At 46.7% G+C, this 23,566-nt stretch carries 22 protein-coding genes; 8 read left to right on the forward strand and 14 right to left on the reverse strand.

The window, feature by feature from the left end; all coding sequences use genetic code 11:
* Positions 1 to 177 precede the first annotated feature (177 nt).
* The gene (locus tag HHL16_RS11095) at positions 178 to 1,440 is read left to right on the forward strand and encodes a hypothetical protein (protein ID WP_169425271.1); all 1,263 of its coding nucleotides are present in this window, start codon (positions 178 to 180) and stop codon (positions 1,438 to 1,440) included.
* Between the two features lie 34 nt (positions 1,441 to 1,474).
* Here HHL16_RS11095 and prfH read toward each other — a convergent pair whose 3' ends face one another.
* The 6 genes from prfH to HHL16_RS11125 form a co-directional block, all read right to left on the reverse strand.
* The gene (prfH, locus tag HHL16_RS11100; RefSeq protein WP_169425272.1) at positions 1,475 to 2,092 is read right to left on the reverse strand and encodes a peptide chain release factor H; all 618 of its coding nucleotides are present in this window, start codon (positions 2,090 to 2,092) and stop codon (positions 1,475 to 1,477) included.
* An 11-nt stretch (positions 2,093 to 2,103) separates the two neighbouring features.
* Positions 2,104 to 2,838, reverse strand: a complete 735-nt coding sequence (locus tag HHL16_RS11105) for a hypothetical protein (protein ID WP_169425273.1) — start codon at positions 2,836 to 2,838, stop codon at positions 2,104 to 2,106.
* A gap of 366 nt (positions 2,839 to 3,204) precedes the next feature.
* Complete coding sequence (locus HHL16_RS11110) at positions 3,205 to 3,717, reverse strand: hypothetical protein (RefSeq protein WP_169425274.1); 513 nt, start codon at positions 3,715 to 3,717, stop codon at positions 3,205 to 3,207.
* Positions 3,718 to 3,744: 27 nt separating this feature from the next.
* Entirely contained in the window at positions 3,745 to 4,968 is a 1,224-nt protein-coding gene (locus HHL16_RS11115; RefSeq protein ID WP_169425275.1) for a TlpA disulfide reductase family protein, read from the reverse strand.
* 172 nt (positions 4,969 to 5,140) lie between these two features.
* Positions 5,141 to 5,608 (reverse strand): YdeI/OmpD-associated family protein, encoded by a 468-nt coding sequence (locus tag HHL16_RS11120; RefSeq protein ID WP_169425276.1) that lies wholly within the window; start codon positions 5,606 to 5,608, stop codon positions 5,141 to 5,143.
* Between the two features lie 131 nt (positions 5,609 to 5,739).
* The gene (locus tag HHL16_RS11125; protein WP_169425277.1) at positions 5,740 to 6,330 is read right to left on the reverse strand and encodes a thioredoxin family protein; all 591 of its coding nucleotides are present in this window, start codon (positions 6,328 to 6,330) and stop codon (positions 5,740 to 5,742) included.
* 82 nt (positions 6,331 to 6,412) lie between these two features.
* On the opposite strand from HHL16_RS11125, the gene HHL16_RS11130 reads away from it, so the two are divergent.
* A complete protein-coding gene (locus HHL16_RS11130) occupies positions 6,413 to 7,291 on the forward strand; it encodes a LysR family transcriptional regulator (protein ID WP_169425278.1) in 879 nt (292 codons plus the stop codon).
* Positions 7,292 to 7,297: 6 nt separating this feature from the next.
* On the opposite strand, the gene HHL16_RS11135 is transcribed toward HHL16_RS11130, so the two are convergent.
* A complete protein-coding gene (locus HHL16_RS11135; protein WP_169425279.1) occupies positions 7,298 to 7,879 on the reverse strand; it encodes a pentapeptide repeat-containing protein in 582 nt (193 codons plus the stop codon).
* Between the two features lie 162 nt (positions 7,880 to 8,041).
* Between HHL16_RS11135 and HHL16_RS11140 the strand changes: the two genes are divergently transcribed.
* From HHL16_RS11140 to HHL16_RS11150, 3 genes are all read left to right on the forward strand, one after another.
* Positions 8,042 to 8,935, forward strand: a complete 894-nt coding sequence (locus HHL16_RS11140; protein ID WP_169425280.1) for a helix-turn-helix domain-containing protein — start codon at positions 8,042 to 8,044, stop codon at positions 8,933 to 8,935.
* Positions 8,936 to 9,065: 130 nt separating this feature from the next.
* Positions 9,066 to 9,677, forward strand: a complete 612-nt coding sequence (locus HHL16_RS11145) for a TetR/AcrR family transcriptional regulator (protein ID WP_169425281.1) — start codon at positions 9,066 to 9,068, stop codon at positions 9,675 to 9,677.
* A 169-nt stretch (positions 9,678 to 9,846) separates the two neighbouring features.
* Positions 9,847 to 11,952, forward strand: a complete 2,106-nt coding sequence (locus HHL16_RS11150; RefSeq protein ID WP_169425282.1) for a M43 family zinc metalloprotease — start codon at positions 9,847 to 9,849, stop codon at positions 11,950 to 11,952.
* A gap of 98 nt (positions 11,953 to 12,050) precedes the next feature.
* Here the strand turns inward: HHL16_RS11150 and HHL16_RS11155 are convergent, their stop codons facing one another.
* The 3 genes from HHL16_RS11155 to HHL16_RS11165 are packed head-to-tail and all read right to left on the reverse strand — an operon-like array spanning position 12,051 to position 16,225.
* Positions 12,051 to 14,456, reverse strand: coding sequence for an outer membrane beta-barrel family protein (locus HHL16_RS11155; protein WP_169425283.1), 2,406 nt, complete (start codon positions 14,454 to 14,456; stop codon positions 12,051 to 12,053).
* Positions 14,457 to 14,510: 54 nt separating this feature from the next.
* Positions 14,511 to 15,554, reverse strand: coding sequence for a HAMP domain-containing sensor histidine kinase (locus HHL16_RS11160; protein ID WP_169425284.1), 1,044 nt, complete (start codon positions 15,552 to 15,554; stop codon positions 14,511 to 14,513).
* A complete protein-coding gene (locus HHL16_RS11165; protein WP_169425285.1) occupies positions 15,551 to 16,225 on the reverse strand; it encodes a response regulator transcription factor in 675 nt (224 codons plus the stop codon). The genes HHL16_RS11160 and HHL16_RS11165 overlap by 4 nt, the downstream gene beginning before the upstream one ends.
* Before the next feature lie 150 nt (positions 16,226 to 16,375).
* On the opposite strand from HHL16_RS11165, the gene HHL16_RS11170 reads away from it, so the two are divergent.
* Entirely contained in the window at positions 16,376 to 17,149 is a 774-nt protein-coding gene (locus HHL16_RS11170) for a phosphatase PAP2 family protein (RefSeq protein ID WP_169425286.1), read from the forward strand.
* Between the two features lie 14 nt (positions 17,150 to 17,163).
* On the opposite strand, the gene HHL16_RS11175 is transcribed toward HHL16_RS11170, so the two are convergent.
* Complete coding sequence (locus HHL16_RS11175; RefSeq protein ID WP_346766837.1) at positions 17,164 to 18,222, reverse strand: serine hydrolase; 1,059 nt, start codon at positions 18,220 to 18,222, stop codon at positions 17,164 to 17,166.
* Here HHL16_RS11175 and HHL16_RS11180 point away from each other — a divergent pair.
* Both HHL16_RS11180 and HHL16_RS11185 read left to right on the forward strand, forming a co-directional pair.
* A complete protein-coding gene (locus HHL16_RS11180) occupies positions 18,221 to 18,502 on the forward strand; it encodes a hypothetical protein (protein ID WP_169425288.1) in 282 nt (93 codons plus the stop codon). The genes HHL16_RS11175 and HHL16_RS11180 overlap by 2 nt on opposite strands.
* Positions 18,503 to 18,568: 66 nt before the next feature.
* Entirely contained in the window at positions 18,569 to 19,075 is a 507-nt protein-coding gene (locus HHL16_RS11185; RefSeq protein ID WP_169425289.1) for a MarR family winged helix-turn-helix transcriptional regulator, read from the forward strand.
* Positions 19,076 to 19,108: 33 nt separating this feature from the next.
* Here the strand turns inward: HHL16_RS11185 and HHL16_RS11190 are convergent, their stop codons facing one another.
* The 3 genes from HHL16_RS11190 to HHL16_RS11200 all read right to left on the reverse strand — a co-directional run bounded on the left by HHL16_RS11190 (position 19,109) and on the right by HHL16_RS11200 (position 23,487).
* On the reverse strand, positions 19,109 to 19,609 hold the full coding sequence (locus tag HHL16_RS11190) for a GNAT family N-acetyltransferase (RefSeq protein ID WP_169425290.1): 501 nt from the start codon (positions 19,607 to 19,609) through the stop codon (positions 19,109 to 19,111).
* A 156-nt stretch (positions 19,610 to 19,765) separates the two neighbouring features.
* Positions 19,766 to 20,779: a dipeptide epimerase gene (locus HHL16_RS11195; protein ID WP_169425291.1), complete on the reverse strand. Its 1,014-nt coding sequence runs from the start codon at positions 20,777 to 20,779 to the stop codon at positions 19,766 to 19,768.
* 14 nt (positions 20,780 to 20,793) lie between these two features.
* Positions 20,794 to 23,487 carry a 4-alpha-glucanotransferase gene (locus HHL16_RS11200; RefSeq protein ID WP_169425292.1) on the reverse strand — a complete coding sequence of 898 codons (2,694 nt, stop codon included), beginning with the start codon at positions 23,485 to 23,487 and terminating at the stop codon, positions 20,794 to 20,796.
* Between the last annotated feature and the right edge of the window lie 79 nt (positions 23,488 to 23,566).

Raw genomic sequence — 23,566 nt, forward strand, 5'->3', positions numbered from 1 at the left:
ACCGGCTTTGGAACATGAAAATATCGAATCCGATGCTATGGGCGGACATACTGGTCGATTTTCACAAATTCTTGGGGCTCCAAAGCACTGCCCTCACAATAAAACATTTGACCAATTTCAACGTTACTGTCCTGAACCATTCACTTTTACGCATCTAACTAACCCTTTGACCCCATTATGTCAAAAAACCTATTCCTCCTGTGCTGCCTGTTTGTGACGCAGCATGGTTTCTCCCAGTCCCTGGATTTTACTGCCCTCCTGGACAGTGGAAAGGCAGAGTTCAAGAGACAGGCAGTAGCTGATTCACCTGATTTCTCCAACGCTTATTCATTGCTGAGCCAGGCTGTAAAGAAACAACCCGGCAATACGGAAGGACGCTATTTTCTCGCGCATGTAATCGACAGAATCAACAGCAGTGATGGCAAAGAAATGTACCTCAGCAAGAAGAGACTGACCATCGAAGCAAGCCAGCATCTCGAAGCCATCAATAAACTAACACCTTCTTACAGCGGTGAGATGTGGTTACTGGATCCCTACTCCAAAATCAGCGCTATCTGGAGTGGACAGGCAATGGCCTATCTGTATGCAGGCAAATCCGATTCCGCCATTTATGCATTCAGAGAAGGCAGGCAACGCGGAGGATTTATCAACCCAGTGCTGGATTATAACCGGCATCTGCTGAACAGCTGCCAGAAAAATGCTTTCCTCATCAGCTCCGGCGACATGGTAACTTTTCCATTGCTTTATTTGCAAAGCATCGAAAAACTCAGACCCGATGTAACTATCATCGATTGCAACCTGCTCAATACTGCCTGGTACGTTAGATACCTCAATCAGAAGCAACACCTGAAACTCAGTTACAACAATAATGATATCGATACGCTGGTATACAAAGAGTGGACTCCCACCGAGGTAAGCCTCGCAGACCCTGACAATCCGGGCAATGGCATTAAATGGACGCTGCGCCCGACATACGGCGAAAGGTACGTTCTCAAAAGTGATCTGATGCTGCTGGATATTTTAAAGCAAAACCTTCACAGCAGGCCGTTGCATTATACCACTGGTCCGGATACAACCAGCAGTCTTTTTCTGGATTCTTTCCTCCAACCGGATGGATTGCTCTTCACACTTGTAAGAAACGATGCTGATCTTGCCAGACTTGTTGAAGCTGCTCCCGGCAAACTGCAAACATATTCCATCGAAAAGATCAACGACGAAGACATCAGAAAGTCGCAGGATGCAGTGTTCCTGCTCAACGAATACCGCAGAGCTTACCTCACCTGTATCGCTTATATTCATTCCAGATCTCAGTTTGCAAATGCGATGAAACTGATGAATGAAATGGACAGGAAATTCAATGTAAACAAACTTCCCTGGTCTTCCGAACAGCAACAGCAGTACAGCGACCAGCTGAGGGAAACGATCAGGAAACAGTTATAGAAAAACATATTCCGGAGAAAACTATCAGGGATGATCACAAAAGATCATCCCTGATTATTTTTACTTCATTGCCGCGCTCGAGCGAATCATGCTCCTGCCAGCGGCTCTGCTGCTGCATTACAAGCTGGCTTGTTTGCCAGGCCAGGTATTTTGCTTCAAGCCTTTCGAGACAAAGTTTTTTATTCTGATGTTGCGAACGGCTGTCCATCGCCAGCACCTGAATGCCGGATGGAATATGGATGCCACGCACAGCAGATTCTACCTTGTTTACGTTCTGCCCACCCGGCCCGGAAGCGCGGCAGGTTTCAAACCGTACATCTTTTTCATTCCAGGCCATCAGGTCTTTCACATCAAAGATCTCGATACCGGCGAACCAGTTCTTTCTTTTGTGAAACTTCCTGTAAGGGCTTTGTGCAATCCATCGGATAGTTCCCCGCCATTCCTGAACGAACGCCTGCATATTGCTGCCTTTGGCGAGAATGGTGGCGGAATGCAATGTGCCTGAAATATCGCCAGGCATAGTTTCCAGCACTTCCATGTCGAAGCCCTGTTGACGCCCTTGTTTCAGCAGCAATTGCTGCAATTTGGCTACCACCCTGCAACATTCCGCAGGGCCGCGGCCCGAAGTAATTTGTATGATGATCTTGTCCATCGTTTTGTTTTTTATGCTTCAGTGAGATAGGCTTGCAGCCTGTCACTGAAAGATCTGTTTTTGTAAGGATCAATAACCGGTGGTTTCCCACATCTGCTATAGGTCCGTTTTTTACCTTTGGTTAGTTTGTTCAGTTTCTGCCGGAGATCGTAGTTTCGGATATGATTGTCCACCAGTTGCTTTTTACTCTCCAATACAGGATCTGCCAGCTGAACCTGTGTGATCATGCGGGGTTGTACCACTAATACAAACCGCCATGGTTCAGAGAAAACGTAGTGTGTTACAAACCTGCGTTTCCGTGTGCACCAGCTGGTTCTGGGGTAAAAGAACTGTTTCTGTAAATCGGTCAGTTTACACTTTCCGCTCTTCCATCCATATTCATCGATCTCTCTGAGTGGCTGCGCAATTGAATATGTTTTTCTCCGGCGGTTTCTCTTCTTTGCCCGGAAGTCTTTGTCCCTGTTGAATTGCACGTTGTTGATTCTGCTGAGAATGGAAGAAAAGAAAGCAGCATGCTTGCTTTTTTGTACATCTTCTCTCAGCACATAGGTCCGGATCCAGCCGCTTTGATACGGTGTTTCCAAAGGCAAAAAAGGACGGTCCGACCATTGACGCCACAATTCATTCTGTAGTTTATCCAGCGCTATCAGCTGTTTTTCGCGATCCGTTTTTGCCCATCGCTTTCTGGTACGGGCAGACCTCAGCCTGTATCCCTGGAACTCATCGGTTCCATGATGTAAATGCATGATTATTCAGTTGCAGTTGAAATACTGGCTGCATCCGGGTTTCATGCACAACGAAGCGTTCGTTCAGTCAGGTGCAACTAATTGCATCCAATGCTGAATCCACGTTTTCTCCATTAACTAAAAGGAAATCCGGAGCAACCTATTGCTCGGTAGTGGGGTGTGATGATATGAAAGTATATTCTGTCATTGATTCCTTTGATTTATGTGTGAAAGAATAAAGGAATGCGATGCAAAATTAGATAAATATTTCAACCGGCAAAATAAGTGATGCAGAAATATTATTGATGCATAATACTGAACCTGCTGAAAGCAGCAAGGGGACAGCCTTTCAGCCATCCCCATGCTTACGCAGATAAAAAATCACTGCTATTTTGAAAACCTGTTGCTCATTCCCTGCAGGTAGCTGGCCATTTCTTTCCTCAGATGCGGAAGCATTTTTTCTTTATCGGCTTTGTTTCCCTGCATGATAACCCCGATATGGAATTCTGCCGTACAGCTTTCTTCCGGTGTGCGGATAACGAACATCAATGTACAATCTTTCACAGACGGCTCCATCGGCTCGCTCATTTTGAACACTATCATTTTGTACTCAGGCTGATACTGTGTAACCATATCTTTTCGCTGAGTTCCATCGGTGAATTGTATGGTTCTTTTCTGATTCTCCTTCTCCCCTGTTACCTCGATCGACTGCACAAATCCGTTGCTGAATGCCGCCCATGCTGCCGGATCTTTAATGGCATCCCAGAGCGCTATAACAGACGTTTTGTATACAACGCCGGTATCGATATCGAGATGTACTTTCTGTGCTGCTTCCATTTGCGCATTTGCCAGCGACGCAACAAACAAACATGCAGCAAACGCTGCTATCTTCCTGAACATTTTGATTGAATTAATGATGAAGTAATTTTACATGCGGGTCATTGGAATGGCCTTCATGGGTTGTGCGTCTTTCTTTTCTGTTGCTTTCTTTTCAGCTGCGATGGGAACCGTTTTTCCGAAAATGGATGCCAGTTTCTTCTCCATCTCGCCACCGCCTTTGGGATCGAAGCCCACTTCACTCGCAAGGATCACTCCATCCGGACCTATCAGAAATGTAGACGGAACACCGGTTACAGCAAACTGACGCTGAGAAATATTCTTGTTATCGAGCGACTGCAGCCATGGATTATGTTCATCTGCCACAGCTTTCAACCAGGCAGATTTGCTTTCATCGATGGAAATGCTGTAGATCTCGAAGTTCTGATCTTTGTAAGCAGCATATACTTCACGCATGCGTGGAAAGCTCTGGCGGCAGGGAGCACACCAGCTGGCCCAGAAATCGATCAGTACATATTTGCCTTTCAGGTTACTGAATGTTACATCCTTTTCTTTGGGATCTGGCAATACAAAGTCTGCCACTTTCTTGCCTACACCCGCACTTTTGATCCCCTGAATATGATCTGCAAATTTCTTTGCCGCATCGGACTTTCGGATTTTTTTGCCCAGCATCGCAAGCAATTGCTCCTTCTTTTCAATGGAAGAAATCTGCCTGCCATTGCCTGCCAGTACAAATGCTGTCGCATAGGATTCTGGATGATTCTTCAGCAATTTTTCAAGCAATGGAACGGTATAGATATTCTGCAAAGAATCCCTGCTTTTCTGATATGCAGCATAACGAACGTCTTTTTCGTCCATGCGGTACCAATCCTTACCATATAAATCTCCCAGCGCATAATTTACTTTCACGGATGCTGCATTATTCTCCAATTCAAAAGTACGATAGAGCTCTGCGGCCTCAGGGCCTTTCACTTCAGAAGACTGGTACATTCCTTTGGCAATATCAGAACTTACGTAGTAGGTACCCGGGCCCGCAATCAGTACTCCAAACGGTTGATACATCTGACGCGTTTTTGTGATGTACTCAGGAAGAAACATCTTCAGTGCCGGCTCAGTAAAAGGGAAACTAAAAGTGTATTCTCCGTTTTTGATTTCCGCAGAATCATTACTGGTACGCGTATACAGTTTGATTTTATTGTATCCTTTGAGATCACCTTTGATAGTGCCTTTGATGATCACCATCGAGTTGGGATTTTGAGCAAAGGCGAGCATACCCGCCAAAACAGCCGCTAAGCTGAAGAGTATTTTTTTCATATTGAAACATTAGGTGTTGCTGGTGCTGAAATTATCCAATACCAAAACAACACTGCCTGCCATTGGACCAACAGCCAAAACAAATTGACCAACCGGGCTCAGACCGGCTCTATTCAGGTGCTCAATAAACGGGAATCATCGGCTGCACATCCGGATCGATGTGTGATCAATCTCAGCGTTTGCTTATGAGGTCGTTGATGGCTTTCGCCATGCGATCGATTCGTGTAGATTCGTTCTTTGCAGAGAAGATGTATTCGATCATTGCTTTCTGTTCGCCATTCGACATTGCCCGAAAGGCGATATGAGCATCGGGTTCATCGGTTAGGCAGATAGCGAACTCTTCGGGCAGTTCCACCGGCATATTATCTTCGTACAATACTATGCGCACTTTGTCTCCCTCCTTCTTTTTGATCTGTTTTCTTATGGCAGCTTTCACGGGAAGAAAGAGTCCCCCTTTTCCATCGGGCATCAGATGGGCAGCCGTGAATGAAAAAGAATCGATGGTTCCGCGAACTCTCAGCAATCCAAATGCAGCCTTGCTTTTGGGGATTTCGGGAATGCGGGCGAAGGTCCAGCCACCTTTGCTCTGAAATTTTTCCAGTACATATTCCTTGTCAACGAGAGGAAGTTCTTTTTTCATTATGCAGTACTGATAATTGTTCGATCAGTCTGCTAATGTAATCATTTCCGTTGAGCTGCATTTTGCACACCCATAATGCCGAAACCCTGCCGGAGCGAACTCCGCAGGGCATCGCAGCTAAGTATCCACTGTTATTCCGGAATGAAATCGGCTTTCTCGGCCCAGGTAGTCTCAGGATATTTTTTCCGAAGATCGGCCCAGTAACCAACCAGGTGATCGAAGCTGTTCTGATGCTGGAAGAATGCAGCAATACCTGCCCAATAAATAGCTTCGGCATGAAGTGCGGGATATTGCGCAGCAAACGGCAGCTGCTCCAGCAATTCTCCTGCTTCTGCAAAATGCCTTCTGCGCATTTGGTGAGCAGCTCTTCCAATGCCGAGTTCCGTAAGAAACTGTGCGGGGGAAACATATCCTACCACAGTTCTCAAAATCACTCCTTCGGGAGAATAGATGTACAGAGATGGCGTCCAGATCACAGCAGTGGTGAGAAATGTTTTGGCGAATGCGCCATCCACTGCTGCTACATTGCACTTTAGCACGATGTAGTTTTCCGACAGGTACTCCTGCACCTGTTCGTCTTCATAGGTAAGGGAGTCCATTCTGGCGCAGCCCTTGCAGTTATGGGCCCAGTAATCGATCAGCAAAGGTTTTTGCGTTGCTTTTGCAGCTGCCAGCGCTTCTGAGGCCTGGCTTTCTGTATAAAACTTTATGGCTGTTTGCATAATTGAAATATTTATTCAAAAGTACACCGCCCTGATGCATGATGAAAATGAATTGTTTTTGTACTTTTGATGAAAATCCTTCATGATAAACAGCAGCGATCTTTTGCTCGTTCAGCGCATCGTGGAAATGGGCAGCATCACCAAAGCGGCAGACAGCCTCTATCTCACGCAGTCTGCCATCAGCCATCAGTTGCGTGAACTGGAGCTTCGGGCCGGCATGCAGCTTTTTGAAAGAGTGAATAAGAAACTGCTGCTTACACATGCAGGCAGAAGAGTGATGGAGAGTGCATGCAATATCCTCCCGCAGCTAAGCAGGCTTTCCGATGATCTGCATTCACTTAAATACGGGCATCCTCCTGCCCTTCGCATCAGTACGGAATGTTATACCTGTTATCACTGGTTGCCGGAGATCATCACTAAACTGAGAAAGAAATCAGATGGTGCAGATATCTCCATCGTAGCGGCTGCCACACAACGCCCGATAGATTTTCTGCTGAACGGAGAACTCGATCTGGCCATCATATCCGAAGTGCCCGGTCAGTCTGGTATCAACAGCACTCCATTGTTTACAGACAATCTGGTGGCGGTAGTAAATAAACATCATCCGCTGGCAAAACACCGGTCGCTGGTTACTGCCAACGACTTTGCCAATGAGCACATGATCACTTACGACTCCAGAGAGACCAGTAATGTTTTTGCAAAAGAATTCTTCAGAGAGGTGCAGCCGAAAAAGACCACGCGCGTACAGCTCACCGAGGCTATTGTTGAAATGATCAATGCCAATATGGGCATCAGCATTTTCGCCACCTGGGTAATTGAACCTTATCTGAAGAACAGAGACCTGATAACCCTGCCGATCAAATCATCCTTTAAGAAACGCACCTGGCGTGCAGCCTGGCTTGGGAAGCCGCATCCGCTGCTCCCCGATTTTACGGAAGCAGTAAAAGCGCAATTCAAGTGATTGGCATCAGATTTTTGTATCTATCTGGAGATTGTATTTAAGCAGCAATCCTTCTACGTTATAGATGGAGAACTTCGCTTTTTTCATGCGGTTCTGTTCGGGATCGATGCCGATATTGAGTGCGGTTCTGAAATCGGCCTTCTCCAGATTGGACTTTACGAAACTTGCATTGGACAGCTCGCAGCGATCGAACACTGCTTCGGTAAGATCGGTTTCCGTGAAGTCGGTTTCTTTGAGCTGACAGTCGCGGAACAGTGTTTTCTTCAGCTTCCTTTTGAAGAAAGATGCATTGTTGAGCAGACAATTGAAGAAAGTAACAGAAAGACCGAATTCATTGCATTGATCGAAATGCAGCCCCAGCATTTTGCAGTCCCTGAAAATCACCGACTGAAAAACGGTATTCCCCAATGGCGCCATACTGAGATTGCAGTGAACAAACTCGCAATCGGTAAAAGAGATCCCGGACAGATTTACGCCCGACAGATCGCAATTCCTGAAAACGCAGGCATCGTAATTGCCACGCTCCAATCCGGTAATGCGGAAATCTGTTTTCTCAAAAGTTGCGTCTTCAAAATATTGCTGGCTCATGATCTGAATTTCAGGTGGGCAATAATACAACAAATTCCGGCCTTCCGCTTACAAGCACGTTGAAGCAATCCGTAAAGCTGAAATGCGAAAGAGTGATCCCTTACGACAATGGCGGCGTTCTCATTCAATATTCCGGTATCTTTGATTGATCAACCCTGCACCATGAGCCGCAGCGTACTCTACAAACTGGACGAACTCAATGCTGATCCTGATTTCCGGCAATTCCCCAATGTATCGGGATTGTCACTGGCCGTATCGACCCCCAACATGGATCACAGCATCTTCAAGCAACAGTTCCGTACGGATTATCTCACCATATTGCTTGTAACGAAGGGCGAAGTTGAATGCTCGGTGAATTTCAAAAAATACCTGCTTCGCAAAAATGACATGCTGCTGTTGGCGCCCGCCAGCATCAAGCAGGTGATGTCGGTATCAGAAGGAACTGCCGCTACTTATGTGGCCTTCACCCCTGCTTTTCTCAGCCGTATTGGTATGCCGAGGAATCAGATGGAGGTGTTCGAATATTATTCCAGCCGATACACTCCGCTATGGAGGCTGAGTACAAAAGACAGCAATGCTATCAATAAATTTGCGCGGCTGGTGGAAAAGCAGGTAGCCCGTATTACCGAACATCCTTTCGGAAAAGAAATGCTCACCCATAAATTCTATCTCCTGTTGTATGAGATGGCTGCATTGGGAAGAAAGTATGCAGAACAGGAACCGTTTCAACCATCACGGAAAGAACACCTGGTGATCAGATTTGTAAACCTGGTACAGCAGCAATGCAAGAGCCACCGCAGTGTTCAGCACTATGCCGGCGAGCTGAATATCACACCCAAATACCTCACCGAAACAGTGAAGGAAATTGCAGGCAAAACTGCAGGCGAGATCCTCGACGATTACGTGCTGCTCGAAGCAAAATTATTGCTCGATGATCCAACCTACAGCATTTCGCAGATAGCCGACGAATTGAATTTCAGCGACCAGAGTTTCTTCGGAAAATTCTTCAAACGCTTTACCGGATTGAGTCCCAAAGAATACCGGCTGTCTCACTAAAACACGAACCGACTTTTCGACCAATATTGCCGAACTATCAACCTTTCCCGGCTGACGATGCCGTTCTTACTTTGCATACCGACTCATGTAACCCCTCCGGAATGCACTCCTAAATAAAACATCGTTTGTTATGAAGAACGTAAAAAGCAGCATTTTGCGAACAGCATCTTCGTTGTTCGCCAGGCAGGGAATCAGGAATGTATCAACCAATGCAGTAGCAAAGGAATGTGGCATTTCAAAGAAAACACTTTACCTTTTTTTCGAGAGCAAGGAAATTCTGTTGCAGGAAGTAGTAGACTCACAGATTGCAAGAGTAAATCAGTTTATGAGCATGTTCAATGGCATTTCACCGGATGCCATTACCGAACTCAATAATTTCTTTGGTTGCATCGAAAGCCTGCTGGATGTATTTACTCCGCAGTTCCTCAACGAAACCGCCAAAATCTATCCGGCAGTACACAGCCGCATCAACGGTTTCAGGGACGAAGTGGTGGTTCCATTCATCCACCAGAATATCGGCAGAGGCATGGCCGAGGAAACATACCGTACAGATCTCAGCAAAGAAGATGCTTCCGACCTGTATTGCTGGCAGCTGCAACACGCCATGGAAGGGCATGTAGATCATCCCGGCATGATCAATCAGCTGGTAAGCAATATCAACAATGCATTCCTTCACAGCATCGTAAACTCCAGAGGAAAAAAGCTGCTGCTGACCAAACCGGCAGAGACCTTAGCCAGCTAAATAATTGACATTTGTCTAATGGCTTTTCCATCCTGGGAAAAAGCAAAGTATCAGCCCCTTTATTATCAAGGGGCTGATACTTTTTCATTATATGTTATCGTTACTTTTGCTTTCCAAACAACTGCGTTTTTGAACCGGATCCAGATCCTTTATTTCTGAAACAACAACTATGAGAAAACCTTTACATTCTCTCCTGCTGGTTTATGTACTTATATGCCTTTCTTCCATTACTAAAGCACAGCCTGTCTGCGGCTTCGATAAAGTACACCGACAATTAGAGTTACAGCATCCTGCTTACAAAAACAGGGTTGAACAAAACGAAGTGAAACTCAGGAACTGGCTCGATGAGCACAAGCCTTCCGGCAATCTGCAGGTGGATGGCAGAGTGCCTAACGGTCCAGAGACCATCTACGAAATTCCGGTTGTTATTCATGTGATTCACACAGGTGGGGCAGTAGGCACCAATTACAATCCGGCAGATGCGCAGCTTACAGGGATGATCGATTATCTCAATCAGTCTTTTCAGGCAACCTGGGCATCCTACCCTCTCGCAGGTGCAGGCGGAACCAGGGTTCCATTCAGATTCATACTCGCGCAACGTGCACCTGATTGTACGCCAACCACCGGCATTGTTCGGGTAGATGGAAGCAGCATTCCCGGTTATGTTGCCAATGGGGTTTTCTCCCAATCCGCAGGTGCGGATGATTCGCTCGTAAAAGCGATCACACTCTGGCCAGCCAATCAATATTACAATGTATATGTAGTGAATAAGATCGATGGCAAAGATGGTTATCCCGGTACTGTAGGTCCGTTTGTTGCAGGCTTTGCGTATTTTCCAGGAGCGCCGATGTACATCGACGGAACCATCATGCTGGCATCACAGGCTAAATCAGGACAATCAACTTTGCCTCACGAAATGGGACACGCATTCAATCTCTTCCATACTTTTCAGGGAGCAACTGGTGCAACCTGTCCTCCCAATGCTAATTGCAATACACAGGGCGACCGGGTCTGCGACACAGATCCCACAAACGAACAGGCATTCTTTACCTGCCCACTCTCCACAGACAACAACCCATGCACGGGTACTCCCTGGAGCGACCAGCGGCTCAACTTCATGCACTACACCAGTTGCGCTCAAAAGAAATTTACACCGGGACAGCGCGACAGAATGATCGCATCCGTAAATGCGCTTCGCAACGGACTCATGACCTCGGCTGCACTCACTCCTCCTCCCGCTACCACTGTTACAGCTGCATTATGTCAACCGCTCTCCATCGTTCACCTGAACAATAATAACGACATGGGAGCAACCCGTCTGCAGTTGAATACCCTCGACGATTCCACCAACAGTTACACGCCTGATTGGGTGTTCTATGTAGACAACACCTGCAATATGGGCACCAATATGATCATGACACAGAACTACACCATTTCTGTGAGCACAAATACCAACAGGCAAATTGTAAAAGTGTATATCGATTACAACGACAATGGCAGTTTTGAAGCGGGCGAGCTGGTTATGAATTCCACAACACCCGCCTCACCAGTAGATTACACGCATACCACGAGTATCACGCCGCCAGTAGGCGCAGTGCTCAATAAGCCACTGCGGATGCGGGTTGTAGCGGATTTCTTTACCAACTCTTCGATTGGCCCATGCAGCAATCTGCAATACGGGCAAACAAAAGATTATGCAGTGACCATTCTTCCGGCCAGCGCCTTGCCCGTGAAGATCTACGACGAATCGATAAAGGTGCGCAACAACAAACTGCAATTCTCATTCAAGGTGGGAGAACAACAGATGGTGAAAACATATGCGTTGCAACGTGCCAACAAAAAAGGAAATGATTTCATCACCGTGAAAGAATTTGCACCATCCTCCGGAATCAATGGCAATGCAGCTTATGCGGTGGAAGACGATCAATACAACAACTCCTCTTCGTGGTACAGAATACTTGCCACTGAACTCGACGGAGCAAAATTCTATTCCCGCATACTCGGCACCGGTAATAGCGAAGATGATGCAGCAGGTTACATCAAAGTATCGCCCAATCCATCGAGAGGAAGTTTTACTGTTGCAGTACCGGTACCACCGGGCACCAATGTACAACTGGTGCTTACCGATGCCTTCGGCAAAACTGTGTGGAATGGAAGCCGTATATCGGACAGACCTATCACCATTTCCGGATCATTTCCTGCAGGGCTCTATTTCCTCAGAGCAACTGCCGGTCAACTGAAATGGTCGTCGAAGGTGGTGATAACAGGAAACTGATTGGCAGCAATGCCTCCATGAAATAAACAAATGCCGTCTGTAACTGAAGATTCAGCACAGACGGCATTTTTACACCATATACAGATTCTGAGAGTTGCCTAGAACTTGTAATTGTATCCAACACGAAACACCTGTGTCTCGAAATAATCGTTGCTCACATACCGGAATCCGGCGCCTTTCACTTCCCGCTTGCGGCGAAGTGTATTCGCAATATCCGTAGCATTCACAAACACTTCACCCCTTCCTTTCTGAATGCCACGTTTCACTCCTGCATCGATAGAAAAACGGGAGAAGGTCTTGCCTTGCGGAACCAGATCGGGCAGGCCATAGATCACTGTTATCTGTGCCTCTGTCTGATTCGGCAGACTGAAGATGCCATTGAGTTTGAAGTTGCCTGAAAAGATCTCATCACGCCCTGACGAATACACATTTTCAATCGGATATTTATTTACCACTGTGAAGGAATCGATGATATTCTTGTATCCCGTAACATTCATATTCAACGTTACTCTTTTCGATAACGTATGTGAGATCATCAGATCGATGCCCGAACTGTAGCTCTTGCCTGCATTCTGGAAAATATTGTAGATGATATTGCTGCCGGGCACTGTGCTGCCGATTCTCGTAATGGTGGCATCCATCCTTTTATGAAACAGGGAGGAGAAAAGAAAACCATTGTGCCAGCCGAGTCTGTATCCCAGTTCAAAATTATTGGTGAACTGCGGCCGCAATGCAGGATTGCCCACTTTGATGATCTCCGGATCGTCGTATTTCGGGAAGATGCGGATATCGCCTTCATTCGGCCGGTCCACTCTCCTGTTGTAAAAAAAGGAAAGCTTATTGCGATCATCGAATTTGTATGCCAGGCGCAAACTGGGAAATGGCTGCGTGTAATTATATCCATCGCTCTTGTACGTAGGATGGTCGGGGTTCACTTTGTAGTTGAGATTTACATATTCCACACGCACGCCTGCTTCCACTTCGTAATGATCGTTCTCGAAAATATAGTTGCCGTAAACTGCCGGAATAGTTTCTGCATAATCTGCCCATCCTCCGGCCTTCACATCAAGCGGAGAATTTAGTCCGGGTTTGAAGGTCATGTTCACAGGAATGAATCTGCGCCTGAGTTTCAGCCCGGTTTCAAAGCGGCCATGTTTCAGCGGTTGCACATAGTCTACATTGAGATCGGCAACATGCTCATCCGAAAGAACTTTGAAAGAATCGAGCCCGGTAAAGGAAGGCATGATGTTGGTGAAAAAATACTTTTCATCTTCCCGGTGAAAAGTATAATTGAAGCCTACATTCAGTGTTCTTCCCGGCTCATCGAATTTATGTTGCCAGGCTGCGCTGGCGGTAACGGTGGTTTTTACTTCATCTTCCAGAAACTGCCAGAGCCTGCTTCTGTTTTTGAGATCGGCATCAAAGAAAGGCTCATCGCCTCTGTCTATGATTTTTTCGCTGCTGAATAAACCGGATAACGTGAAAGTATTGGCGCTGTTCTGAAACCAGTCTACGCCCGACCGTAACGTTACGATATTGGTGTTGCGATTGCGTTTGGTTTGCTGACGCACAGTTTCACCTTTATCGTAAAACCGGTCTACGAATTCATTTTTATTGAGCGTTTTGGTATACAGATTATCTCCCTGAAAGAACAGGTTCACTTTCTTCTTCCGGTAATTCAATGAGATGCTGGGATTGATCTTCGGTGTGGCCTGATATTGCGGGCGTATACCTGGAAAGTTCTCCTTTCTGATCCATAAAGCGCCCAAACCCGCTGCCATTCCTACTTTTCCGTTAAAACCTTCTCTTTTCTCTTTCTTGAAAATGATATTGATGATGCCCGCATTTCCATTGGCATCGAATTTTGAAGAAGGATTATTGATGATCTCTACACGCTCGATGGCTGATGCCGGGATATTATCGAGACTGCTTTGTCCACCAAAACCAGTGAGGGCTGTTTGTTTTCCATCGATGAGCACCATCACTTTGTCGCTGCCCCGCAGCAATACTTTTCCGTTGTCGACAGAAATGCCGGGCAGGTTCTTCATAGCTTCCAGCACAGAAGCGCCGGCCTGACTGATATTGTCCGATACCGTAAAAGTTTTCTTATCCATTCTGGCCGATACAGGGTCTTTGCCGCCAGTCACAATCACTTCTTTCAGCATATTCGAATCGGGTCGCAGATCTATATTACCGAGATCGAGAAAATTGCTGAGATAGCCAACTGTTACTGATTGTATTTTCGTTTGGTAACCGGTATAGGAAATCACCAGCAGGTAATTGCCGGTTTTCACATCAGCCAATTGAAAACGACCATCATCTCCGGAAATAGTGCCGGCAATGAAAGCGCTGTCTTTTTGAGATTTCAGCAGCAAATTAACGAAAGCGAGATTTGATGAGGACGCAGCATCGCGTACTACGCCTGAGAGATTCACTTTAATGGATTGGGCTTCAGAAGCAGTTGCAACAAAAAACAAAATCAGAACAGATAACCAACGGTGCATGAGCTAAAGATTTGTAAGCACAAGGTTACCATGCAATTTGGAAGGAAATCTGAATCAGTATTTCAGTGTGAAATGGTGTTGATGATTATCAAAACTATAGTCGATGGCCCAGCCATACCGCGTACTGATCTGTTTTATCAAAGCCAGTCCCAGTCCGGTTCCTGGCGAATCAGCAGAAGTGGCGCTGAACCTTCTGAACAGATGCTCTCTTATCAATGGCGTATTTCCCGCATTCGATACCGTGAGCGTATTTTCTGCAAGGCGTATGCGGATAACTGCACCATTACTACTGTACCTGATAGCATTATTGATGAGATTGTTCAATAATATTTCGAGAAGTATTTTGTTGGCGCGGATCGAAATACCCGGATGGATATCCTCTTCAAAAACAAGTTGTTTGTCGTCTGCAAATACAGTGAAGGTTTGAATGGTGTGATGGAGCAAGGCCGACAGATCGATATTGTCTTCCTCCATGTACTGGCTGTTCTCGATCTTGGTGAGCAGCAGCAGATTTTTGTTGATGCGTGTAACACGCGAAAGCGCCTTACTGGCATCTTCAATCAACTGATACTGTTCATTGCTCAGGTTGCTGGTCTGCATCAGCAGATCGAGCTTAAATTGAATGATGGCAAGGGGTGTCTGCAATTCATGCGAAGCATTGTCGGCAAATTCTTTCTGCTGGCTGTAAGCCGCAACGTTACCGGCAATGAGCTTGCGCAGGTGCTGGTTCATTTCAGAAAATTCGGTGATATTGGTTTGTTCAAATTGCACCGACTGCTGACTGCTCAGATCGAAATGTTTTATCTGATCCATGCTTTTGTAAAATGGTTGCCAGAGTTTTCCGGAGATCCGGCGGTTGAGCAAAATAAAACCGAACATCAGCAGCACAAAGAATACCAGTGTTACGGAAGTAACGGCGAGTATGATGAGGTAGCTGTCTTCCCTCCCCTCGGCATCATCCAGCACAATATTGTGCTCGGTCATTTCGTACTGCCATAGCCTGTTTAAAGCCAGATAATAGACAGGTACGCTGCAAACCAGCACCAGTGCGGCATACAGCAGAAACCTTTTCATGGTGAGATTGAGCAGTTTATTCATACTTCCCATTTATAGCCGGTTCCGTACAATGTTTTGAGGTAGTTGTCACACCCGGCTTCTGCGAGTTTTTTCTTGAGGTTCTTTATGTGCACGTAAACAAAATCGTAATTATCGAACATGCCTGCAATATCTCCGGAAAGATGTTCTGCCAAAGCTGTTTTGGATACCACTTTGTTTTTGTTGCTAATGAAATACAGCAGCAGATCGAATTCTTTGCGTGTGAGGTTTACAGGTTGATCGTTAACGGTTACTGTTTTGGCAGGAATATCGATGCGCAGCTCGTGCTGCTCTACAATATTTGCATTGCTGAATTGCTTGCGGCGGATCACAGAATAGATGCGTGCAGCGAGCTCTGAAAGATGAAAGGGTTTGGTGAGATAATCGTCTGCCCCGATTTGCAGTCCTTTTATTTTATCGTCGAGTGAATCTTTGGCGGAGATGATGATAACGCCATCCTGTTTGTTATTGGCTTTGAGCTCGGAGAGTATCTTCAGCCCATCCCCTCCGGGCAGCATCAGATCGAGCAGAATGCAATCATAAACATAGACTTCGGTCTTTTCCATAGCCTCACTGAAGCTGGTGGCGTACTCGCAGCGGTAGTGTGCATCGGAAAGATAAGCGCCAATGCTTTTTGCGAGGGCTTCTTCGTCTTCTATGATCAGGATTTTCATTCGGCAAAAGTATCGGCCTGATTTTGAAAACATTCTGAAGCAGGCCGCAGACTGAAAATTAGGATTTTGTTGAAACAACGCGCTTCAGAATTTCTTCAGATCCGGAAAATAATTTGCGGAAGTATTGCTCATTCCCAAACCGCAAAGTATATGATGCGTTTTTTGCTGCTGCTATCGATGGTTTGCTGCACTATTCAGACCTGGTCTCAAACCGACACCATGCCCCGGATTCCGGATTCCGCAGCCCTTCAGCTGCATCTGCCGGAGCGCCCGGTACTGAAAGCCACCCAATTGCTGATCCCTGCAACCCTCATCGGATACGGTATCTGGAGCCTCGATAACGGCCAGCTGGAAAGCTTCAATGCGCAAGTGAAAGAAGAACTTTATACCGAAAAGCCACACCGGCAATTGCATATAGACAATTACCTGCAATGGACGCCTGCCCTCGCCGTGTATGCGCTCAATGCAGCGGGCATCAAAGGAGCGCACAATCTTAAAGATCGCAGCATCATCTATGGATTATCACTTGCCATTATGAATACCACCGTGTTTGCATCGAAGCATCTCACCAAACAATGGCGGCCCGATCTTTCCAATGACCTGTCTTTTCCATCCGGGCATACGGCCAATGCATTTGCAGCAGCTGAGTTTCTACGGAAAGAATACAAAGACGTTAGCATCTGGTACGGCGTTGGAGGATATGCAGTGGCCGCATTTACCGGTTATCTGCGCATGTACAATAACAGGCACTGGCTGAGTGATGTGGTAGCTGGTGCGGGTGTGGGCATTCTCTCAACAGATCTTGCTTATTTTCTATATCCGCGGTTGCAGTCTATGTTTAAAGGCAATAAAATGAAGAACACTGCTGTGGCTCCGTTTTATTCGAATGGTGCGGTTGGCTTAAACCTCGTAAAACGCTTTTGATATCACTACTTTATTTATCGGATTTTGCTGAATAGTATCTGCTGTACGCTTACATTGTAGATAGCAAAACCTGTGATCTTACCTCTTTTGTTTCGCTGAAAAACAATATGCTCTACCGGCCAGTCCTCAGAAAGCACATCATCAACTCCCACAAATTTGAAACGGTGGAACCATGTACCTGCTATCGACATTTCAATATTGCCTTTCCAGATTATTCTGCAATGTATTCCCAACTCTTTGCTGAAATAGGTGCCCTGATATTGTCTGATGTCTTCAGACTGTGGAGTGGTCAATTGAATTGGCCGAAAGATACGCTCCTCGCCTCTCGTGTACTTTCTGATGCGCAGTGAGCCGGACTTTTTTGTTGCATGCTGAAATACCAGTGTTGTTTGTGGACGATTAACCACCACCAAACTGTCTGCACGCAATTCTTTCAGCAGCAGATCTTCGCCAAATGAACGCCAGTAGATGCGTCCATTCTTTGCAATGATGCTGCATTGCACGCCATTGTCTGCGATATAATCTTTGCCGATGAAATTATTGTAGCAGGATAAACAGGCAGGCTCCGCATTGTTGCTGTCGATTGTTGGCAATGATGCAGGTGGAATATAGTCTGGATGCGGCTTCAGCAACAACGATGATAACTCAATGGCTTTATCGGCAGGTTTCATATCACTTCTGTTGCAGAAGATGGCGATGCCTAAATTTTGTTCAGGATAAACAAACATGGTTGTTCTGAATGCTGCATCGGAACCGCTATGCGCATACAATTTCCAACCGAGATAGCTGCCTTCTCCAATGCCCAATGCATACTTCAGTTGGGTGCCATTGTTCAGAGAACCGTTGGTAGTGAGCATATCAAGTGTTTGGCTGTTGCCAGACAACGGATAAAAGAAGTTGCGCATCCAGCTGGCAAATTCCGTAGCGGACGTTTGCAAACCAGTTGCACCTGTGCAAGAGCAAAGATGAAACCCGTCGTTATGGAGTGCAATTGGTCGGGTTATGCATCCGGCCGCCGGAAACTGCCTGTACGTTGGCATGCATGCCGCTATCTTTCTGAAAAAAATACACATGAAACGATTCAGTCTGCTTTTAGCACTGACCTTCTTTGCATTAGGCAACAGCTTTGCGCAGGACAAGCCCGCTGCTCCGCAGCGCGGACCAGTATCCGGACCAGCACAGGAACATCAGCTATTCAAGATATTCCGGGGCAATGGCCGTTTTCTGGTCTATGCGATGGTGGCGCATCCCGACGATCTTTATCAGTTTCTCAAAAGGTTCGGAAAAGGCGAATACATCTGTGTTCCAATGAATACGGAAGAAGTGGCAGAGCGCAGGATCATCGTATACTAGCAGCGGGAAACCAGTTCACAGAACTGAGTTTTGAATATCCGTAGCTGACTACGTATATTTGATGGAATGAATATCATCAACCAGGCAGGCATACTGGCTATTTCCACAAGATTGCAGCGTCTTTCTGAACAGCTCAGAAAAGACGGTACGCTTATTTACAAAGAAAATGGGATTGAGTTTGAGCCCAAGTGGTTCCCCGTGATCTATGTGCTGCATAACAAGCCCCTGCTTGGTGTGGTGGAGATCGCCAATGAGATCGGTTATACGCATCCCAGCACCATTACATTGCTGAAGGAACTGGAGAAAGAGAAGCTGATCCGTTCGAAGAAAGACAAAACCGATGAGCGTAAAAGGCTGATCCAGCTTACTGAGAAAGGATCGCAACTGGTTTCCGAGATGGAGCCTGTCTGGAATATCATGATCAAAGCGCTTACAGAAATCACGGATACAACCAATAATCTCATGCAGGCTATCGAAGAGGTAGAAGCTGCTCTCAGGAAAAAAGGGTTTGCAGAAAGAGCCGAGGAGATCAAAATATCAGGCAATAAAAAAAAGGGCAGACGTACGGAATGATGTTTCCGGACGCCTGCCCTTTTGCCGTATCAGTTATTGCGCAGCAATGCTGAATTTGTAAAACAAGGTATCCACCTTCATCCTTGGAAAGTAATCCGGAAGATCGTCTGCTTCCACTTTCTCAAATCCGTTTCTCTCGTAAAATCTTTGTGCAGCTTTCAACGCTTCGACTGTACCCAGATAGAGATGATCGATTTGTTTATCTGCACAGTAAGCAAATAAAGTATCGAGCAGGGCCTGGGCAATGCCGAACTCTTTTCCCCTGAATTCTTTTTTCACAAACATCTTTCGGATGGCGCCGCTTTTATGGCCTGTGTTCAGCAATGCAATAGTGCCTACCAGCTCGCCCTTGTGAAAAGCGCCCCAGAAACCGCCGCCGGCTGCAAAGTAAGCCTGATCGATGTCGAGCAGGTCTGGCTGCGCATCCAGCGTTACCGGCACATTGAATTCGATCTGCTGAATGGGCAGTATCAGATCTACCACCTGCTGGCAATATTTGTTATGAACCTGTTCTATAGTAAATGCCTTCTCCATGTGTTATGTTCATTTACGTACAAAAGTACGTAGTTAACTACATATATTGCGCAAATGATTTGATAAATGGTATCAGGCAATAAAAACCCGACTAACAGCAAGCTGCCAGCCGGGTACCTGGGAAAACCGCAAATGTCTTAGGAATCAGTAAAAAAATTATGCCAGGGTGGTAATGCCCAGTCCGAAACCTTCACTCACTCCTACTCTGCCGTTGCTGTATTCGAGGCCTGTTGCCAGGTCTTGGGACAATAGCATTGGTCCGTCTGCATCCATGTAATCGAGCAGTGGACTGAGGTGTGCGATGGCAGCCGATCCGATAGTGCTTTCGTTCATGCTTCCCACCATCACTTTCATGCCGAGTTCGCGTGCTTTGGTGATCATGCGGCGCGCAGGTGTGATGCCGCTGCATTTGGTGAGTTTGATATTGATGCCGTGGAAGTGGCCATGACATTTTTCTACATCCTGCTCCAGCACACAGCTTTCGTCTGCGATGAGTGGAACCGGGCTAACGTCGATGAGTTGTTTCATCCCCTCCCAATTGTCTTTGGCGAGTGGTTGCTCGATCATTTCAACACCCAGAGATGCAAGCACGGGAATTTTTTCCAGCGCTTCTTCCGTTGTCCATGCAGCATTGGCATCTACGCGGAATATGGCATCGGTATGCCTGCGTAATGATTCAACAATCTGAATGTCTTCGGATGTACCGAGTTTGATTTTGTAAATGGGCCATGGTTTCTCCTGCATCTTCTCTACCATTTTTTCGATGGTATCGATGCCGATGGTATAATCGGTGAGTGGTGCATTGGCCATATCGAGGTCCCAGAGTTTGTACAGGGGCAAACGCCGGATCTTTCCGTAGAGATCCCAGGCAGCAATGTCGAGTGCACAAACGAGGAAATTATTGGCGGGATACAAATGATGCAGGTAATGCCAGTAACGTTCTGGTTCCATGAAGGCGAACTGCTCTACGAAGCGTTGTTTGCGTTGCAGATCTTCCACCATTTTCTCTACAGGGATATTGTAGTAAGCAATGGCCGGTGCTTCTCCGTAACCGATGATGCCGCGAAAATCGAGTGAAACCGTCAGCGATGGCTGATGTGTTTTTGTTCCTTTGGAAATGGTAAAGGGATAACGGAATGGCAGATTCTGCGTCTGGTACGTAACTTTCATGATTGTAAAATTGGCTAAGCCCGCCCACTGGCTTCAACAGCCTGCTCCAGTGCTTCGTTAAATTGTTTTTCCCCGATCAGATCCTCCAAAGTGAGGTGCATTCTGTATTTCCAGTAGTGACCGGTGATGGCCGGGATGTTGATGCGCTCTTCTTCGGGGTTGTCCCTGCGGAGCATGGCATCCATTCCCAACAGATCCTGCAACTGAAAAATGGCCCACATGGCCGGTGATTGCAGGTGCTGCATCACAATGGCTTTGTTGATCCAGGGTTCACAAAAATACGGCGCATCACCCCACTGTTCCAATTCCTGCTGAAAGAAATGTTGGGTGCGCACTTTGTCTTCTTCCCACCATCCGCGGAGGGTGCTCATATCGTGCGTACCGGGCGTTACTACGGAGAGATAAGGCACTGCAGCGAGTTTCAGGAATTCATTGGCGGAATCTTTGGGCATCCGCTGTATTTCGAGACTGAGTATGCCGAGTTGCTTCATAGCATCGGGCACGCAGTGTGGCACCATGCCAAGATCTTCGCCGCAGATGAGCATATTGGTGCTGCGTTTGAGTGCAGGGAGCTTTTTCATGGCTTCGAGCATCCAGCCTTCGTCCTGACGATGATAGAAATAATCTACGTAAAGCTCTTTGAGCTGCTGTTGTGTGTTCCCGTCGAGATGACGGAAACTATATGTCTGCTCTACGGCTATTCTGCAATGCAGTCCGCTGCCATTGGCATCGGTCTTTTCGAAGAAGATCACATTGGAGAGCAGATCATAGAGCCCCTGACGGATATTGTTGTTCTCAGTATTGTTGTCGAGTTTGCTGAAGTAATGTTCTACCTGGCGTTGTGTGCCGAATTCGGGCAGTAGCTCGAAATGCCCGTCTGCAGTGGATTGCAGGAATGGACGGATCTTATCGTGATTAGGGCCGAACATTTCCCAGAGCACGGTGTCGGTGATATAGGGCTTGCAGTAACGATCATGATCATACGCAATACCGCGCCGGTTCAGCTCTTCGATGCTGATGGGGATGGCCGGAGAAAAAGTTCCCATGATGCCTTCCACTGCGTGAACGGGAATGCTCCAGATACGGAAGAATCCGAGGATATGATCGATACGGAATGCATCGAAGTAATTGCCCATTTGCAGAAAACGGCGATGCCACCATTCGAAACCGTCCTCGGCCATGCGTGTCCAGTTGTAGGTGGGGAATCCCCAGTTCTGTCCTTTTACAGCGAAGTCGTCGGGCGGCGCACCGGCCTGCTGATCCATATGATAGAGTTCGGGCTCCATCCAGGCATCGCAGCCATAGCGATACACGCCGATGGGGATATCGCCTTTAAGGATCACGCCCTGCTTGTGCGCGTATTCTGCTGCATCTTTCAGTTGAAGATGCAGGTGGTATTGTGTGAAGTAGTGAATGGCTACTTCGTCATAATGTTTAGTATCGGCGGCCACCAGTTGCTGGATGGCTTCTTTATTGTAAATGCGGTGTGTACTCCATTTGCTGAAGTCTACCGTGTTGTTTTTATCGCGGAGATAAGAGAACGCAGCGTAAGGCACCAGCCAGTGCTGGTTGTCGGTAAAGAATTGCTGGTAGTCTTTATCGTTGAGCCATTCTTCTTTCTGTAACAGATAAAGCTCTTTGATGGCGCCCAGCTTGAATTTCATCACTTCATCGTAATTCATATCGGGCAGCGCATTGAGCTCCTGCTGTTTTTTCTTCAGCGGCTTGAGAATGGCGGCATGTTTCTTTCCTGCCATCTCATACAGATTGAGATAGAGCGGATGCAAAGCGAATGCAGAAATGGCTGCATACGGATAGGTATCGATAAAGGTATGTGTAGCGATGGTATCGTTCACCGGAAGAATCTGAATCAGCCTGAGTCCGCATTTGCCAGCCCAGTCTGCCAGCAGCTTCAGGTCGGTGAATTCACCGGCGCCGAACGAATTGTTGCTGCGAAGACTGAATACAGGAATAGATACGCCGGCTGCTTTCCAGGTATCGTTGGGTATCTGCACAAATCCATCGTGCACCTGTGTAAGCGAGTACTGGTGCGCATCTCCGAAGAGGGAGCGATTTTCTCCATCCTCATATCGTACAAAAGTTTTTTCTTTCGTATTGTAGATGCCGTATTTGTAGTGGAGCGGAAACTCGTCTTTGGAGAGTTCTGGTTTTGCTGTCCACCAACCATTCTCGCGCGCGAGCAGGATGGGATTTTCGGTGGTCCATTCACCGGTGGAAATGCTGCTACCGATGAGGCAGATCACTTCGTGTTTGGCCAGCAAAGGCGCTTTTACTTTGAAGATATGTGTAAACTGCTTCGACCATTTGGTATGGCTGGCCGGTTTGTTTTGTTTCAGCAATACCTGCTGAAACGGATCGGTGTAGAAAGCGTTCTCGTATTCGCCGGCATGGTTCCAGGTATCGATCACCTGTACTTCGTCCATATTGTTGTGATGGATTTCCAGTATGCGGTCCTCCCCCCATTCCATAATGGACTGACCGTTTGTATCGTGCAGAATGTATTTGTATCGGAGTGCTGATCCTTTGGTGAGAGGCAGCTCAACAACGCCATGCCAGAATTGGTTATTCAGGTAAGTGAGTGGAATGGCCTGTTCAATCGTATCGTTCCCCAGCTCTTCCGCATTGCCCGTCACTGATAATTGCTGACCATAACGGGTAGAGAAGCGGATATAAAAATGAATCTTCATCAATGCAGTTTTTTCACAACAGACATTGCGATAAAGAACAATATGTTCCTTCAAACGCAGGTCTGCCCAGCGAATTTAT

It is taken from the genome of Pseudoflavitalea sp. G-6-1-2 (assembly GCF_012927185.1).
Classification (GTDB): Bacteria; Bacteroidota; Bacteroidia; order Chitinophagales; family Chitinophagaceae; genus Pseudobacter.